Source organism: Christensenella minuta (genome assembly GCF_003628755.1).
Lineage (GTDB): Bacteria > Bacillota > Clostridia > Christensenellales > Christensenellaceae > Christensenella > Christensenella minuta.
In genome coordinates this window covers 1911328-1927289 of sequence record NZ_CP029256.1, presented here as the reverse complement: position 1 = coordinate 1927289, position 15962 = coordinate 1911328, and the positions used below count along the sequence as shown (strand labels likewise).

The 15962-nt window shown below is 50.2% G+C and carries 15 protein-coding genes and 5 pseudogenes; 4 read left to right on the top strand and 16 right to left on the bottom strand.

Annotation, left to right across the window (positions count from 1 at the left end):
* Positions 1–143 precede the first annotated feature (143 nt).
* Entirely contained in the window at positions 144–1256 is a 1113-nt protein-coding gene (msrB, locus tag B1H56_RS09120; protein ID WP_066522562.1) for a peptide-methionine (R)-S-oxide reductase MsrB, read from the top strand.
* A 127-nt stretch (positions 1257–1383) separates the two neighbouring features.
* Here the strand turns inward: msrB and B1H56_RS09115 are convergent, their stop codons facing one another.
* The 5 genes from B1H56_RS09115 to B1H56_RS14555 all read right to left on the bottom strand — a co-directional run bounded on the left by B1H56_RS09115 (position 1384) and on the right by B1H56_RS14555 (position 4928).
* Positions 1384–2031, bottom strand: coding sequence for an InlB B-repeat-containing protein (locus B1H56_RS09115; protein ID WP_066522560.1), 648 nt, complete (start codon positions 2029–2031; stop codon positions 1384–1386).
* On the bottom strand, positions 2028–3731 hold the full coding sequence (locus tag B1H56_RS09110; protein ID WP_147554719.1) for a hypothetical protein: 1704 nt from the start codon (positions 3729–3731) through the stop codon (positions 2028–2030). The genes B1H56_RS09115 and B1H56_RS09110 overlap by 4 nt, the downstream gene beginning before the upstream one ends.
* Entirely contained in the window at positions 3658–3903 is a 246-nt protein-coding gene (locus tag B1H56_RS09105; RefSeq protein WP_242861994.1) for an RNA polymerase sigma factor, read from the bottom strand. Before B1H56_RS09105 ends, B1H56_RS09110 begins: the two co-directional genes overlap by 74 nt.
* A gap of 261 nt (positions 3904–4164) precedes the next feature.
* Positions 4165–4569 (bottom strand): IS3 family transposase, encoded by a 405-nt coding sequence (locus B1H56_RS15180; RefSeq protein ID WP_407920137.1) that lies wholly within the window; start codon positions 4567–4569, stop codon positions 4165–4167.
* Positions 4570–4700: 131 nt separating this feature from the next.
* Positions 4701–4928: a hypothetical protein gene (locus tag B1H56_RS14555; protein WP_147554717.1), complete on the bottom strand. Its 228-nt coding sequence runs from the start codon at positions 4926–4928 to the stop codon at positions 4701–4703.
* Between the two features lie 178 nt (positions 4929–5106).
* Here B1H56_RS14555 and B1H56_RS09095 point away from each other — a divergent pair.
* A pseudogene (locus B1H56_RS09095) lies at positions 5107–5205 on the top strand (IS200/IS605 family transposase); the annotation flags it as partial.
* A gap of 110 nt (positions 5206–5315) precedes the next feature.
* Here the strand turns inward: B1H56_RS09095 and B1H56_RS14550 are convergent.
* Positions 5316–5612 (bottom strand): hypothetical protein, encoded by a 297-nt coding sequence (locus B1H56_RS14550; protein WP_162938938.1) that lies wholly within the window; start codon positions 5610–5612, stop codon positions 5316–5318.
* Positions 5613–6095: 483 nt separating this feature from the next.
* Between B1H56_RS14550 and B1H56_RS15230 the strand changes: the two are divergent.
* Positions 6096–6333 (top strand): annotated as a pseudogene (locus B1H56_RS15230) (transposase); the annotation flags it as partial.
* Between the two features lie 27 nt (positions 6334–6360).
* On the opposite strand, the gene B1H56_RS14545 reads toward B1H56_RS15230, so the two are convergent.
* Positions 6361–6519, bottom strand: a complete 159-nt coding sequence (locus tag B1H56_RS14545; protein WP_156468693.1) for a hypothetical protein — start codon at positions 6517–6519, stop codon at positions 6361–6363.
* Between the two features lie 12 nt (positions 6520–6531).
* Positions 6532–8145: a C40 family peptidase gene (locus B1H56_RS09090; RefSeq protein WP_066522553.1), complete on the bottom strand. Its 1614-nt coding sequence runs from the start codon at positions 8143–8145 to the stop codon at positions 6532–6534.
* 426 nt (positions 8146–8571) lie between these two features.
* Here B1H56_RS09090 and B1H56_RS15175 point away from each other — a divergent pair.
* Positions 8572–8751: pseudogene (locus B1H56_RS15175) on the top strand (hypothetical protein); the annotation flags it as partial.
* A gap of 54 nt (positions 8752–8805) precedes the next feature.
* Here B1H56_RS15175 and B1H56_RS09080 read toward each other — a convergent pair.
* From B1H56_RS09080 to B1H56_RS09040, 8 genes and pseudogenes are all read right to left on the bottom strand, one after another.
* The gene (locus B1H56_RS09080) at positions 8806–11154 is read right to left on the bottom strand and encodes a VirB4-like conjugal transfer ATPase, CD1110 family (RefSeq protein WP_066522551.1); all 2349 of its coding nucleotides are present in this window, start codon (positions 11152–11154) and stop codon (positions 8806–8808) included.
* A complete protein-coding gene (locus tag B1H56_RS09075; protein ID WP_066522549.1) occupies positions 11147–11488 on the bottom strand; it encodes a PrgI family protein in 342 nt (113 codons plus the stop codon). The genes B1H56_RS09080 and B1H56_RS09075 overlap by 8 nt, the downstream gene beginning before the upstream one ends.
* 12 nt (positions 11489–11500) lie before the next feature.
* Positions 11501–11857 (bottom strand): LPD28 domain-containing protein, encoded by a 357-nt coding sequence (locus tag B1H56_RS09070; RefSeq protein ID WP_066522548.1) that lies wholly within the window; start codon positions 11855–11857, stop codon positions 11501–11503.
* Positions 11858–11904: 47 nt separating this feature from the next.
* On the bottom strand, positions 11905–12750 hold the full coding sequence (locus tag B1H56_RS09065; RefSeq protein WP_046442545.1) for a VirB6/TrbL-like conjugal transfer protein, CD1112 family: 846 nt from the start codon (positions 12748–12750) through the stop codon (positions 11905–11907).
* Positions 12751–12768: 18 nt separating this feature from the next.
* The gene (locus B1H56_RS09060; protein WP_066522547.1) at positions 12769–12999 is read right to left on the bottom strand and encodes a hypothetical protein; all 231 of its coding nucleotides are present in this window, start codon (positions 12997–12999) and stop codon (positions 12769–12771) included.
* A gap of 5 nt (positions 13000–13004) precedes the next feature.
* Complete coding sequence (locus B1H56_RS09055; protein ID WP_121418993.1) at positions 13005–13256, bottom strand: glutamyl-tRNA amidotransferase; 252 nt, start codon at positions 13254–13256, stop codon at positions 13005–13007.
* A gap of 40 nt (positions 13257–13296) precedes the next feature.
* Positions 13297–13752, bottom strand: a pseudogene (locus B1H56_RS09050) (type IV secretory system conjugative DNA transfer family protein); the annotation flags it as partial.
* A 760-nt stretch (positions 13753–14512) separates the two neighbouring features.
* Positions 14513–15904: pseudogene (locus tag B1H56_RS09040) on the bottom strand (VirD4-like conjugal transfer protein, CD1115 family); the annotation flags it as partial.
* Between the last annotated feature and the right edge of the window lie 58 nt (positions 15905–15962).

The window sequence follows — 15962 nt, the reverse complement described above, 5'->3', positions numbered from 1 at the left end:
CACGTACGGGCGTGTAGACCCAAGAAAGGAGTCGTCAGACCAATTACTCCCCTTATTGTAGCTTAGACTATGGGATGGAAAGGCGTATGGCTGGCTGCCATATCCTATCCATAAATTATTGTAGTAGAAAGGAGGAAACCACCATGTATCGGAGAGTATTACCGCTTCTGCTTGCTGCGGCACTGCTACTGAGCGGCTGCGCCGCAGCACATAAGAATATGCCGCAGAAAACGGAATCGAAGGAAATGGCCGGGCATCCCTCTGATATGTCCGGCGAGGAGAGCATGTTTATGGATACCACGGAAAATGTCATCTATCTGGCAGGCGGCTGCTTTTGGGGACTGGAACAGCTGATGCAGTCCATCCCCGGCGTTCTGGATGCCGAGAGCGGCTACGCCAACGGTACCTGCGAGGCGGACGCCGACTATCAGACCGTCTGCAAGGGGAACACCGGCTTCCGGGAGACCGTGCGGGTGGAATACGACCCCGAGCAGATAAGTCTCGACGCCCTGCTGCTGGCCTACTTCTACGTCACCGACCCTACGGTAGAAAACCGGCAGGGCAACGACATCGGGAGCCAGTACCAGACCGGCGTCTACTACACTAACGAAAGCGCGAAGGAGACGGTGGAACGCATCGCCGAGATTGAGCGGGGACGCAGCGAGAAGTTCTTCGTGGAGATCGGCCCGCTGAAAAACTACTATCCCGCCGAGGAGTACCACCAGGACTATCTGGAGAAGAATCCGAACGGCTACTGCCATATCCCAAAAGCGGAGATGGAGCTGTTCTCCAAGCTGCGCATCGATCCGGGCGACTACCAAAAGCCCGCGGCGGAGTCCGTCCGGGACAAGCTGACGGCGGAGCAGTACCGGGTCACCCAGGAGAGCGGCACGGAGCGTCCCTTCAGCAATGAGTTCTGGAACCAGTTCGAGAAAGGCATCTATGTGGACATCGTTACCGGCGAACCGCTCTTTTCCTCCACGGACAAGTTCGAGAGCGGCTGCGGCTGGCCCGCCTTTACCAAGCCCATTGAGGAGCCTGCCGTGGTGGAGCTGGAGGACCTGAGCCATGGTATGCGCCGCACGGAGGTCAGAAGCCGCGCTGGAGACTCTCATCTCGGTCATGTATTTACCGGTGATCCGGAATCGCCCAACGGCGTGCGCTACTGCATCAACAGTGCGTCCCTCCGCTTTGTGCCTTATGCAAAGATGGAGTCCGATGGGTACGGCTATCTCCTGTACCTGTTTGAGGAATGATATCCAGGTGCATACACATCAACAGTAAAAGCAGGACGGCTGTTCTTCAAAAGGACAGCCGTCTTTTTCCTGGGAAGATAGCGAATGTGGCACGGGGGAACAAACCCGTGCCACAAAGGTGTGCTGATTACTTTTCTGCAGTTTCCCGTGATGCGCCCTTGCGCCGTCTGAGCTGCCATGTGGTCAGCGCGAGACATCCGGCAAGAGACGCACATAGCGTAATACTCCACAAACCCAGTTGGCTGCCGTCACCGGTCTGCGGGATTGCAGTCACGCGCCAGCCTGCATATACGGTCATATCGTTCGTCAGATAAACGCCGGAAACCTTGTTTGTCAGATCGCGGTCGCTGTACCAGCCGATAAAGGTATAGCCGCGCCGGATCGGAACGTACTTTGTCAGGTCAATGTAGGTGTTGTACGTTCCCCGCACGTCGGCAATATGGCTGCCGCCTCCTATTTCAAAGCGCAGCGCATAATCGGTGACGGGCGGGTTGTCGCTGCCGCCGCTCTTTTCGGTGTACCAGCCGTCGAAGCTGTGCTTGCTGCGGGAAGCATCGGGCAGAGAGACCAGCTTCTGATTCGTGGTGGTCATACTGCCGACAGAGGGCATACCACCGTTGCCGTCAAAGGTGGCGGTGTGCTCGGCCTTGACTATCGCAAGGGACAGCTCCTTTGTGTCCGAACCCAAAACGTTGACCACCTTGACCGTAAAGACCGCAGTGCCCGCCGCAGTGGGCGTGCCACTGATTTCGCCTGTATCCGCGTTAAGCGTCAAGCCGTCGGCAGGGTTCCGGTGGTGACGGTAGGCGCGGAATCCGGGACGATGAGCTTTACCCTGATCGTGGCCGTTACCACAGGGCCTGGCTGCTGGTAGGTGCTTTCGTCATATTCATCAAACACCAACGTACCGGTGATGGTCTGCCAATCCGGGGACTCCGCGTCATAGGACGCCGCATCCCATGCTACGTCAATCCAGCGCCAAGCGCCGTCAACGGCATTGACGACCACATCTTTCGGCAGCCCAAGCTCCGTAAAGGGCGTGCCGAGCGGCTTATCGGTAATGGGTTCCGGCTCATCGGCATCCTTGAGGGTGTTTTTGATGACGTTTATTTTGATGCTGGTCTCCGTCGGCTTGTGGAGGCGCGGATCTGTCGGCGTGAACACCACCGTCATGTCGTATTCGCCCGGAGACGAGGAGTAGAGCGGCGTACCCTTCTTAAATGAGAATGTGCCGGGGACGACGGTATCCGTCCCCTTGACCTTTACCACGCCGCCAAAGAGACTGCCGACTTCCGCGTTGTAGGTTCCCACCTGAAACCTTCGCTGGGAGAAGATGGTGTTGTCGGACAGCGTAAAATCACCGTTTTTCCAGCGGAATACGGGTGCCTGCGTGATCTCCGTTTCGGCTGGGTCGGGCTGCAGCTGAACCTTGATCACAGCCCTGAGGTTGGCATCCTCTGGTATGGTGAAATACTTCTCCAATTCGGCGCGGTCGACTTCACCGTAGATCGTCTGCATATCATACGAATTGGGGTCATAAGTTGAAGCGTCCCACGAGGTGACAACATTCATAGAATACGACTCGAGCTCTCCGGGGGGAGTTTCGTCGCTAACCACGAAGAAACTGAACGACTCCGACAGGTTCAGCTCCTCAAAGGTCATGCCGATCTTTGTGTTGTTAAGCACCCTGTTGTAACTGGGTTTGACAAATCTGCGGGGAATGACATTCACACCGACGGTACATTCCGCCGTGGTGTACCGCTTCTGGTCGTTGGGAGTGAAGATGCCCTTCAGCTGCAGCGGCTCGGCCTGCAGGAGCTGGCTCGCCGTCAATGAGTGTCCGTATATTTTCTGATTTTTGTCCAGCTTGAACGTGCCGGGAACCGTTTCGCCGTTCACCGTGGCCTTTCCGCCGGAGAGGTAGTTGTCAGAAAAGACAAGGAAGCACAAATCGCCTCCGTAGAGCTGCTTGGAGTAGGTGGGCGGCTCAAGCGTGGGCGTAAAGACACGGTTATCAATGAGCTTTATCCTGGCAGTAGCCTTGACTGTGCTTGTCGGCTCCAGAAGATCCGCGTATGAACTCTTTTCAACATGCAGATCGCCGGTAATGATCTGCTCCTCATAAGAGTCCGGGCCGTAGGAGGAACTGTCCCATGTCACGGGAACGGAACTAAAGTTCGCGCCGGTGCTGACCTCTATGTTGATGCCGGAAGGAAGCCCTAAATTCTCAAACGCCGTCCCCGGCAGCTTGTCGTTGATGTAGATGTCGTAGGGGACGCTTGTGATTGTGTATTTTATTCCGGTCACGGTAACAGTGCATTCCGCAGTGGCGTATGCCTCCGTATCATCAGGGGTAAAGAGGATTTCCATGCGGTTTTCGTCCGGGTATACTCTGCCGTCTTCATATTTCTTGAAGCTGAACGAGCCGGGAACGACGGCGCCGGTATCCGCGACCCGTTCCGCATGACTCCGCATTTGTGATCCCCTCCCGTTCCAGCAGTTTGCGCAAGCTCTCTTTTCCGCGATATACCATGTTGGTAATCTGCTTCACCGTCTTTCCCGTGACCTCCGCCGCCTGCGCATATCTCATATCCTCAAAATAGGTGAGATAGAGCGCCTCCCGATAGTCCGGATTCATTTCACTCATATACCCCCACAGAACAAGGCACGGTGTACCTGTCGGTCATACGAGGCCTTTACGACCTAAGTATCGTAGCGCATCGCACAGGCACAGAGCAATCGATCAACTTGGTATTGAAGACGCTCAAAGATGTCAAACGCAAAGAAAAGATCACTGTGGAGCTGCAACTCTGCGGTGACTGTTTCTTTTTCCATCGCCAACCGTATCATATCAAGTACCAGCTTAATGCTCTGATGGATACTTGTTTTGTAAGCGGCAATGCTTAAATCAAACAAATCCCGAATGATGGAAAGGTAGGGGGCCCTGACTGGTTGGGATGCAACTGATGTCTGTTACCCATTTCTGGTTAGGCTTGTCGGCGTGGAAGTTCCGATTCAATAGATTGGGGTAGGTACGGATCTGCTCACCGCAATGAAAGAATCTCTTTCGGCGAATCTTAGATAGCAGCCCGTATTTGTGCATAACACGCCACACCGTCTTGTAATTGTAGTATTCACCGTACTGGCGTTTGATCCAAATCTGTACCCGATGACAGCCGTAGGTATTCATATATCTTCCACTGCCGCGGCATTCTTGAATTCGCCCCAGTAATGCGGATTCCCGGTTTGGCTGTATCCTCCGCTTTAGAAAGCTGTAGTATCCGCTGCGGGATACCCCAAAGAATACACACATGCGAATGATTGGATACTTCGATGCGTATTTTTGTATCACCTGATATTTGGCAGACGTTCTCACTTCCTTTCGGTTGTTTTCAGAAAATCCCGCAGCAATTCATTTTCCATCCGAAGCTGCCTGACCTCTTTTTACAATGCACTGAGAATGCAAGGCATTTGCTTAGCCGGTCGACCACGCCGATTTGGGATACTGGCGTTCTGTTTTTGGGCTTTGCGTCTTGGTCTTCTTAGGCATTCTTTCACCTGTTCTTTTGTAAAGCCTAACTTTTCTCCGATTTCCCGACAGCTGCAGCCTTCTTGGTGCTGGCGTTCCATTTCTTCATAATATCCTTTGATTTGTGTGTATTTTCTTGACATACACATTTTCACCCCCGTTGTAGTTCTATCCTACAGCGGGGGTGGCTTTTCGGAAACTGTCCTTTTTATCCGGTACGGTCTATATACGGGTGGGAAACAAAGCTTACAGGGCAAAAAACTCCTTTCTCGTTTTCATGTAGCCTGAACATCTACATTCTACTCGAAAGGAGTTTTTCAAATGGATAAAAGTTTAGCCCATAGCAAGTGGATATGTAAGTATCATATCATATTTACATTTACACCAAAGTATCGAAAAAAAATCATCTATAACAAGGTAATAATCATACTTCGCAAGGCTAACGTCCGTTTTAACATCCAGCAGGCCGGACCTAATTTCCTCATAAAGCTCGAGAAGCCTCGTTTCGTTTTCTTCAGTGTATTGGGCTTCTATAATGTCCTTGAATTCAAAGAATACGATGACAAAAGCATCCTTGTCAAAAACTCCCTGGAGCGTTCCCCAAGCGGGACATCAAAACGCTCGACATCGCTAGAATAATATCGTCTAGTATACGGCTCTCTGCTCGGCTGAGTTAAATCTTCCGTAGATTCCAGCTCTTTCGTGGGTTTCGGTTCTTCCTCAAGAACGTTCAATAGCTCCCCCATCATACCACATCCGGCAGATGCAAGAATAGCGAGAATACATAAAAGACATAAAAACGGTTTCAATATTTTTTTCTGTATCATACTGGCCTCCTTTTTAACATACTTTCATATCGAATTCAATGGCGGCGCGGTCTTATCATATGTCGAATATGGCTCTGTAAATACTATATGCCGAATGTCTGCCCCTCAACGGTTCAAGAGAATCTGCAATAATAATACTATTATAGCGACTCTACCAAAAAGCACAGGATAATTCAAAAATAACCATATAAGCCGCACGTTCTTCGTAAGAAAAGCGTTTTTTATGCCGGAACAGAACACTTTGCAGATATTTTCGGACTTTCCGACGCTATACCACATCCACCTTATAGCTCCATATTGTGAATTTTGCGATGCTGTACATCCCGGCTTTTGGACTGCTATGGTTACTCCAGCTCGGCGTGAAGCAAACTCCTTCACCTGGGGGGCGCTCGTGCGTTTGTTTGAGTACCATCATGAAATCCTTTGTCTGCTCCTGTAACTCTTCATAGTGTAACATACTATTAGTACTTACACTACATAGTATATTTCAAGTGTTCACAGACTGTCCGCACGCTGATTTACACTACAAATGCTATTGAAGGTTATAATCGCTAGTTACGAAAGGTGCCCCCAAATAAGGACTCTTTTCCGAGCGATACCGCTCTTTTTAAGATGCTTTATCTGGCTATGGTAGATGTTATCTAAAATGGACCGAAAAGCACAAAGACTGGTGAAAATCCACAGTCAGCTTCCAGTGTTTTTGCAGAGCACCTGTCCATAAAAAAGATTTTGACTTGACAGTCTGATTCTAGACCGATAAAGTACATAAAGCAGGAGCTGGTTTTAGTCCCAGCCTTCCAATCAAAAATCTTGTTCGATATTCTGCTTTTCTTTTCTGAGAATACACAAAATTTGAAGCGCTGCCGACCGCAGCAACCCACACCGCAATATATTTATTATGTCCCATCCTGTACCTCCGCTATATGTCGGGCCGGGCAAAAGAATAGACCTGCCATTTTCCGCCGTCAAGCCCCCAAAGTTTTTGAATCACAACGCAGCCTTTTGAGCTGCTCGCTTCGATCACTTGGTTATTCCCCGCATAGATCCCGACATGATGAATTTCATTCCAGCGCCCGCATCCGCAGGTCGTTTTTGACCAAAACACAAGATCGCCGGGCTGAAGCTCTGATCGTCCTACGTTCCGTCCGTTCTCCTGACAATATCGTGCCTGTTCCACGGAAGTCGTGGGAATGTCGATCCCCGCCTGCTTATATGCCCACCATGTGAGGTATGAGCAATCCACATAATCGCCCTGACCGCGCAAAGGCTGGCTGTACGGATGACCGAGGCGTGTGAGCGCTTCCTGTACGATCACGGTTCCTTTTGTTCCCTGCGGCAGACCGGAAATGATGTCTGTCATCTCTCCGTTCGTCATACCGCCGTAAATATCCGTGCCGAGCAGTTCTGCAAGCAGGGGATAATAGTCCGGCCTTGCAAGTTCCTCTGCGATCTGCATCTGGTTTTTATCAAAAGCAAACAGTTCAGCGCCTTCCTGCCATGTTTTGTTGTCTATGGTTACATAGATATTGAGAATGTTTCCCTGTTCTGTGTCCTGCACCACTTCTGTTCTGTATGATACGGTGTTCATGGCATAGAAGATGTGGCGCAACTCCTCGAGGGATTCTTCCGTAAGCTCAATAGACGGCTCGCCATTCGCCATACGGCTGCCGGAAAACACGATCAGGATATCCCGCCAGTTATTGACGGCATCGCTGTCTCCGTCCATATTTCCGTCGTAAATGATATTGACTTTATCATAATCTCCGCCAGCCGAAAGGCCGCTGATCTGCGTATCAATGGCGAGCCGGAAATCTTCATTGACCTGTGCGGCGGTCTCGCTGACGGACAGCCCTCCGGATTCGTCCGCAAAAAATATCCCCATCAGGAACACAACAAGAATAATAACGACCACTACAATCAAAATAACGAGCAAGACTACCCAGCCACCCGCCGCGATTGCTGCAACGAGCGCTTTGACTGCCGCGATCACAGCTTTTACGATAGCCATCGTTATTTTAGCGGCGGTCTTTGCGGCGGTAACAGCCGCTTTTGCCGCCATTTTTGCCGTCTTTACTGCGGCCTTTGCGGTTCTGACTGCACGGCGGGAAGCCTTAACGGTATTCCGCGCGGTTTTCACAGTATGCCGTACCGACTTGACTGTCCGTTTTGCCGTTGTTTTCACCGTTCGTTTTGCCGCATGTCTTGCACTGCGGACGGAGCGGCGCGCGCTGTTCGCTCTTGTTTTCGTTGTTTGCGATGGGGTATTCTTTTTCACCGCATCGCGTATTTTCCGTATCGCCTGCTTCCCATGTTCTTTTGCCTTTCTGCCGGAACGCTGCGCGGTTTCCTGTATCCGGTTCTCGGCGTACTGCTGTGGGGATTCCTCTTGTTCGTTCCGTCCGCCGCTTGTATCTTCTGCTTTACCATGAATTTTATGCAGCAGTTCTTTGGGAATCCGCACCGCTTCGGACAAGACGCGCGGAGCTTTTATTGTTGGTTTGGTTCGTATGTTTTTCAATATATTCTCACTCATCCTTTTTTATAGTTAATAAAGATATATCACCTTTATTTTTGCCTTGGAGTATTGCGTATGCTAAGATTTTTCGATTAACATTGCCCGAAGAAAACAAAACATATGTCTTTCATATTGTTGTGATATAATAAGGATACTGAAATCCGGGAGATAAATATGGCAAAGAAAAAATTGACGAAAGTACAGAAACGGGAACGCCGTAAACAAAAAGCTGTCATGTGGCTTGCAGATTATACAGGTTCCCATGTTGTGCGTGCATACTGCAAAAAATTTAATGTAGATCAAACGTGTGCCATTCGGGAACTATCCGAGCTTGGCCGCCCGATTCCAGACAGACAACCGGAAGATACTCCCGGCGAGCCTGCGTTTACTGCTGAGTCATCCGAATGGCAATATGAGGAGTCACATGATTCTGGAAATTTTTTCCTGGACTTTTCGTCCGTTCCCACCTGCAAAAAAAAGCAAGGCGTTCTTAGGAACTGGAAAGGCCATTACTGTAAAGTTTGCGAGAGATATCTTGCAAACGAGCGATTTTCCGGAAAAGGGCGTCAAGCTCATATCTGTAAACAATGCGCTTCCATGCTTTGCGCGGAACGCCGCGCGAAGCATAAAGCACAGCGAAACAACTAAAAAGCAAGCGTATCTTTTTCTACACAAAACTTATGCCAAAATCTCCTCGATCTCACCCGGCTTGGTGCTCATCAGTCGGTACATTTTGGTATCTTTTGGGAATTGGTCTATGAACGGTACGATACTGCTCCCGCATTTCAAAAGCCCCTTGCCGTATCCCGCATTGGTAATATACGAAAGCTGGTTATCCGAAATGTGCAGGAGCTTTGCAAGTTCCGCCCTGTCTGTCGGAGCCTGATTGAGCATGACAAGGTACTCGCTGTTCGCCAGCATAGTGCGGGCAGTAACGGACTTCAGGCAGTCCTCTACATTCTGCGTAATTCCTGTCGCAAGCGCGCCGTCTTTGCGAAACTGCTTCCAGCTTTCCGAGAAAAAAGTTGCGGAAAGGTCATTGGCAAAGAAGATGTGCATTTCATCAATAAACACATGGGTACGGATCCCGCGTTCCCGGTTCCGCGCTACCCGGTTGCGGATCGCGTCGGTCATCACGAGCATGCCCGGTGTACGAAGCTGTTTGCCGAGGTCGCGTATGCCAAAGCTGATCAGGCGGTTGTTCACATCAATGTTCGTCTGGTGCGCGAACATATCAAGGTTCCCGGTCGATACCATCTCCATTGCGAGAGCCAGTTCGTCCGCGCGTTTGAGGCGCTGTTGTTTCAATGCCTTGTGTAAATCAACGAGCGTGGGCGGCTGAATGGTGTAGTTGCTTCCGAGATACTCCGCATAAATTTTAGAAAGACATCTGTCCACGAGGGATTTATCCATCGCTGTGAGCCTGCCCGTTCCGCCCATGATTTGTTCCAGAAAAGACAGGGTAAATTCGCTTTTGGCAATCAGCGGATTGGCGTTATCCCCATAGCCGAGCGCCAAGTCCATTGCGTTCAAGTGGAACGGCGAAGTAGGGGACATATCAAAGGCAGCGCCGCCCATTGCCATGACGAGCGGGGTATATTCGTTCTGCGGATCAGCAATGATGATTTCATCATTCGTAAAGAGAAGCAGGAAAATGATCTCCCGTTTGGCAAAGAAAGACTTCCCGCTGCCCGATACGCCGAGGATAAAACCGTTGCCGTTTATCAGCTGTTTCCGGTCTATTATAATAAGATTGCCGGACAGGGCGTTTACCCCGCAGTAAACGCCGCCCGGTTCCATAATTTCCTGTGCGCGGAACGGCATGAGCACCGCAGCCGATTCGGTGGTAAGGGTGCGCAGGGCATTTATTTTCCGCAGACCATACGGCATGGCGGTATTCAGTCCGTCCATCTGCTGATACCGCAGCACCGCGATTTGGCACAGGTTTTGCCTGCCGATGGCAAGCAGCGTTTCCGTGTCCCTGTCAAGCTGCTCTTTGGTATCGGAGGTATGCACGAGTGTAACAAGCCCAAACATCATGCGTTGGTCGCGCGTCGTAAGGTCGTCCAGAAATTCTTTGGTTTCCTTTCTCTGCAATTCCATATCGTATGGAATGACGGCGGAAAAGTTATTGTTTTGGTTCTGCCTGCGCTGCCAGTTCGTAATATTCGTTTCTACACCAAGCATACGGTTCTCCACTTCACGCACCGCCTCATCTGTGGGAACAGGAATAAAGTCGATAGAAAAGAACATGCTGCGGTTCAACTCGCACAGTTTGGAAACAAAGCTGTCTTTGAGATAAGAGGCATATTCCTTCAGAAAGAGGACGCGCCCAAACCGTTCGCCCATTTGGAAATAGTCGCTTTCAAAGCGGAAGGAATCCGGACAGACCGTATCCTTAAAACTACGCCCGTTTTTCATCATCGCCCGCAGGTCCATAGAAAACATGGTTTCCTCGCCCTCACGGAAAAACCCATGCAGGAGCCGCAGTCGGTCTACGGTATCGAGTGGTTCACAGGAAGAAGAAAGCTGTGCGAGATGTGTCGTGAGTTCCGCATCCACACGGTTGAAAAAGCTGCGTGCTTCCGCTATGTCTTTCGCTGCGACGGACACAGTGATGTACCTGTCCTGCATAATAGAATTGGACACGTCCGTCACCTTATCCATCAGCATCTGATTGTATTCCCGGCGGTAACCGTCCAGTTCGTTATCCTGCATTGGAATCAGAATAGATTTTTCAAATTCTTTTTTATTGATCCTGCGGTTGCATATCGTGATCTTTGTTGTGGCAGAAGAATCCAAGGAATTTAAGAGTTCGCTGTAATCCAGAAACATAGCAGTCTTATCCTCTTTGGATGCGATTTCATAGTTGATGTCCGTAAATCTCCAGCATTTACTATACTTGTTGCCGACCATCCACACGCCGTCCGGCCACACCCGTTTTACGGGTATGACCTGCTGGACGGAGCGGGGGATATGCAGTTTTTCTTTGTCCTGCTTCAATATGCGCATCAGCGCCTTAATCATACTTTTTTCCTCCCTCAGATATGATGTTGTAATAGATGTCCCCGCTGCGGAACGTGAGGCAGCGGGGCGTTAAAATTTCAGACTTGATAAACGCCCACACAAATTGTTCGGTGGTCATGCCGTTGTACTTGATAAAGCCGACGGCGGCAAACGGAGCCGCGCCTAAAATACACAGCCATGATACCGTTTCAGCGCCGAGCATATCTTTCAGTCCAAAATATATGGCAACGGCAACGCCCATTGCGAGGATCGAAAAAACGAGCTGACGCAGATTCAGCCCGAAAAAGATACTTTCCTGATATTCCCGTATTTCACGGTTGATTTTAACTTCCATCTTTCTCCTCCTTTACCGTTCCGGTTCATTTCGCCTTTTGGCGGGAGTATGCTCCATCCATTGACCAAGCGGTATCTTTTTTCGCCCGATCCGTAAATCTCCCTTGCGAAGAGGAAGATACGGATCGTCCCCGGTAAACTCCAATGGTGTTCTGGACAGGATCGTCCCGTACCAATTCACCAATACAAACGGCTCTATGGTCGCAGGCCGGGAAAAAGAATGATCGCTGTGCCGGATATCATAGCAGTAAAGCCCCTCCGGTACGCTGTGTTTATCCACTCTCTGATCGGTAAAAAGCACTTCCTTTCCAAATAATTTTGCTTGTTTGAATATCCTGTTCTGGATTTCTGTATCATCTGGATTCATCATATTGTATTCTCCCTTCAAGATATGTTTTGATTTCTAAATTCTCTGTTTTACCCTCCAAACATCATTTCACGAATCACCCGATCCGCCATCTTGACCGAACCGACCAGCACCAATAAGTTGAAGATCAGCTCTCCCATATATGTCCATACCATTGTGGTGGGGCTTGCTCCCTCTATGACCACAGGCGGGGACGCGGCGAACACGGAAAAAATAATGCAGGCGAGTACAATGACCGCTCCCTCAAGGCATACCGCCGCGTAGGACTTGATGAAGCTCCTGCCAATGCTTGCCGTGGGTTCGCCTGCAAATCCGGCGAGTGGGATCGGAGCAATCGCCGTATACATGTAGAGCTTAAAAAAACGCCCGTATACAGACATGATCATAATAAACGACAATACCGTAATAATAAGACCGCCGATCAATGACACGAGCCATACGGGAATACTGTCTAAAAACGGCAGGTCGCGTACAGCCGCGTCCATCTCGGGCGGCAGGGTAACAGCCTGCATTGCGCCGCCGACGCCCGCCGTATCCATTACAGTAGAGATTACGCCCTGAACGATACGGAACAGCGCCATCATCAGTTCCAGCCCGTAGGTGATCGCTGCCTTTGCGAGGACAAAGCGGACGAACATTTTAAGCGCCACTTCCGGGCGCTTGATCTCCACAAAGCTCCCGCATGTCTTGACCACGCCGATCAGGAAGAACAGAACGAGCAGGGCATAGCCTACGGCTTGCAGCGCCCCGTTTATGTTTACAATGATCTCCCATATCCCGCCGCCTTTGAACGTTTCCGGGGATTGCGTGAGCAGGTTCCATATTTCCGCCAGTTTTGCGTTCCATGTGGAAAGGGCGTTGGAAAGGTTGTCTATGATCCAGTTACCGCTATTCAATCAGACGCCTCCTTCCCGTCATCTGCACGGCTCGTTCCTCTTATGTTGTTTTTCTTTGATGACGCTGTATTTATCGTCCACATAAAAACACCCCCGGAAAGGGTTATATATGGCATGGCATTTTTTCCCGTTGTATTCGGCTATGTAATCGTTATCTCCGACCTTTGCCAGCAAAGTCGCTTCCCGCATTTCACCGTTTAGCGAGTGGATCCGCATCTCTTCCGTATGGGGATAGTCCAGTTCAAACATCGTTTTCAGCCTCCTGTAATCAGATCGAGTATTTCTTTGGAAAATGTGATGATGATACCGCCCGCAAGCGTCAGAAATCCATTGGCGCGCTGCGACGGATCGTGGCTCTTCAGGGAAAGCCCAACCTGCACGATCCCCCAGCCGAGCAGGATCATTCCAACTGCCCGGATCAATCCAAAGATAAAAGTGGAAAGATTGTTTACTACAGCAAGTGGATCGTCCGCCGCGTATGCAGCGGTTGTAAATGATACGATCATTGCCTGCACAATAAAGGCACAGTATAATACTTGTACTATTTTAGGCGGTCTGATTGCCTTTAACTGTGTTTTTTGTTTCTTTTGTATTTTCCTCACGTTCAGATTCCTCCTTGTTTTGTTCCTCCAGCCATTCCTGTATTTCTTCTTCAGACACTACCTCGTAATCTTCCTGTTCTCCGTCAAGCAGGATCTGCTCCGCCTCCATTGCGTTTGGCGCTGTTCCATGCAGGTAAGGCGGCGCGCCGCCATCCGCCGTAAGGGCAAGAAATGGGTGGCGCAGGATATCATATTTCTCGTCGCGTACCGCACGTTCCCCACGGACAAACAACAGGGCGTAGCGGTTGTCGAGCATACGCACCTCATCCGGGGTATATAGCTCGCGCCCGGTCAGTTGGTAGTTCGTGGAATAGTTCCCGCTGTGGCCTGTACTCTTGCCGTAGGTATTGGTATCTATCGTTGCTTTGCCGAGCAGTTCCGAAACATATTTGTGCGTGCTTTATAACGATAGGTAATCCTTTGAAGTCATCTCCAGATTTTCCCCCGCTTCACACCGTGCATGCGGCTTTCACCGCACACGGCGTTCCATCGAAAATGATTGATTGAATCATTTCCGACTGGTGGCTATCCCTCCATCATATTTCCATAACTTCATCGGTACTGTGCCACCACTTTCACAACCATTAAAGGCGCTTATTATTCTTCGCCGCCACCGTGTCAACAGACTGCAATAGTCCTCCGCGTTAGGTTGCTTACCACGTTCCAATAACTCAATCTTTGCATATACCTTTAGGTGCTTGCTATGAGCCTGTATGCAGGACGCCGCCTATAACGGCGTATGGTGTTTCATAACGAACATTCTTACTCCACCACACATACCAGTAATGAAACTGTAAAGCCTTTCGACTTATTCGGCATTTAGACCCGTACATTCGCAAGTTCGTCAGTTGCCGCCAAGCAACATTCTCACCGTGGGCATTTTATAGAACCCCGGCATATAGGTGATACCATCCACCTCTGGACAGCTTTCGTCTTGGCAAGCCAATTTACGATCACTCTCTGCCGACTTCACCGAGCCTCTGACCGCATCGTAATTGCAGTTGATACCGCCAGTCGGAGTATTAGGCGAGCGTTTCAGGGCGTTACTCCTTCATTCCACCCATTGAGTTATTAGTTCTCCAAGTCTGTTTTTCAAAGCTCCTTTCAATCTCTGAAATTATTAACATTGACCTTGTGCCTAACCTTTTCAGTTAGGAACGTGTCGCACGTTCGTTTCCGCCCAAAAACAAAAATTCGTCGCAATTTCCGATGATAGATTCCCATTGCTTTTCAAACAGGGCTTTGAGCTGCGCGATGTTTTGCAGGATGATCGACACGGATACCTCGCGCGAGCGCATGGTCGCAAGCAGCTTGTCAAACTCATCGGGTAGGGCAACATTCGCAAATTCGTCCATCATGCAATGCACATGGACGGGAAGCTGCCCGCCGTGCTCTCTGTCCGCGAGATAAAACAGTTCCTGAAAAAGCTGCGTATACATCATGCCAATGATAAAATTTAAACTGCTGTCATTGTCCGGTATAAGCGCGAACAGCGCGGTCTTTCTCTTGCCGACAGAGGGTAGGTCAAGCTCGTCATGCGTCACGAGGGACGCGATCTGCGGGATATTGAATTTTTCCAGACGGACGCCCAGCGATACCAATATAGATTTGGCAGTCTTGCCCGCCGCCATTTTGAAAATATGGTACTGCTTGACGGCAAGGTGGTCGGGATCGCGCATTGCAAGGCGTTCAAAGAGTTCATCCAGAACGCTTGCATATTCCTCATCTTCCTCCCGCACTTCCGCTGCCGCGAGCATTTCCATCACCATCGGGAAATTTTGCTCTTCGGGCGGGGCTTCGTTTCTGAGATAGAGGATCAGCGCTTCCAGCAAAGCGGTCTCCGCGCGTTCCCAAAAGGGATCGTTGGAATTGGAGCCTTTAGGCGTAGTATTGCGGATCAGATTGTTTACCAGCTTCAGCACGTCTTTCTCGTCGCGGAGGTAGGCAAACGGGTTATACCCGTGGCTTTTCTCCATATTGATGAAATCCAGAACACGGATAATATATCCCTGCTGTTCAAGCAGCTTTCCGGTATCCCGCAAAATTTCTCCCTTGCAGTCCAGCACTACGAAAGACGTGTTTCCCTGCATGATGTTCGGCTTGGCATAGAACCGTGTTTTACCGGCTCCGCTGCCGCCGACCACGAGCACATTGAGATTGCGCCTGTGCCTGCGTCCGTCAAGTCCGATCCGCGCATTTTGTGTGAGAATAATATTGTCCGCAAAAGTTTTATCCGCATATTTTTTGGACAATAAGCGGGCGTCCCCCAGCTTTGCGGAACCGTGTTCCTCACCCCTGCGGTAATTGCGCCGTGTAGACAGGAAAATGCCGATACACAACCCGTAAATGAGCAGGAAAATGAGGATTGCGCGGGGCGTATCATCGCACCATGCCACGCGGAACGGATGCGCCATTCCTGCCGCAAGTCCTCTTATGATCCCGATCAATCCGTTGGATAAAAAAGGGGCGGCTATAACAGCCGCCCATACGACAAAAGCGCATCCGATCCCAATCAGAATCAGGCGCGTATTCCGGGATTCATTCGGGTTCATCGTCGTTATCTCCGGATTGCTCTTTTTCCGCCCTTCCGAGCGATTCAATACACTGTAT

Bases quoted from the DNA above. Each gene is read 5' to 3' on its own strand.
- msrB (WP_066522562.1), top strand. From the start codon at position 144: ATGTATCGGAGAGTATTACCGCTTCTGCTTGCTGCGGCACTGCTACTG.
- B1H56_RS09110 (WP_147554719.1), bottom strand. From the start codon at position 3,731: ATGCGGAGTCATGCGGAACGGGTCGCGGATACCGGCGCCGTCGTTCCC.
- B1H56_RS09105 (WP_242861994.1), bottom strand. From the start codon at position 3,903: ATGAGTGAAATGAATCCGGACTATCGGGAGGCGCTCTATCTCACCTAT.
- B1H56_RS15180 (WP_407920137.1), bottom strand. From the start codon at position 4,569: ATGTGTGTATTCTTTGGGGTATCCCGCAGCGGATACTACAGCTTTCTA.
- B1H56_RS14555 (WP_147554717.1), bottom strand. From the start codon at position 4,928: ATGTCAAGAAAATACACACAAATCAAAGGATATTATGAAGAAATGGAA.
- B1H56_RS14550 (WP_162938938.1), bottom strand. From the start codon at position 5,612: ATGATACAGAAAAAAATATTGAAACCGTTTTTATGTCTTTTATGTATT.
- B1H56_RS14545 (WP_156468693.1), bottom strand. From the start codon at position 6,519: ATGGGACATAATAAATATATTGCGGTGTGGGTTGCTGCGGTCGGCAGC.
- B1H56_RS09090 (WP_066522553.1), bottom strand. From the start codon at position 8,145: ATGAGTGAGAATATATTGAAAAACATACGAACCAAACCAACAATAAAA.
- B1H56_RS09080 (WP_066522551.1), bottom strand. From the start codon at position 11,154: ATGATTAAGGCGCTGATGCGCATATTGAAGCAGGACAAAGAAAAACTG.
- B1H56_RS09075 (WP_066522549.1), bottom strand. From the start codon at position 11,488: ATGGAAGTTAAAATCAACCGTGAAATACGGGAATATCAGGAAAGTATC.
- B1H56_RS09070 (WP_066522548.1), bottom strand. From the start codon at position 11,857: ATGATGAATCCAGATGATACAGAAATCCAGAACAGGATATTCAAACAA.
- B1H56_RS09060 (WP_066522547.1), bottom strand. From the start codon at position 12,999: ATGTTTGAACTGGACTATCCCCATACGGAAGAGATGCGGATCCACTCG.
- B1H56_RS09055 (WP_121418993.1), bottom strand. From the start codon at position 13,256: ATGATCGTATCATTTACAACCGCTGCATACGCGGCGGACGATCCACTT.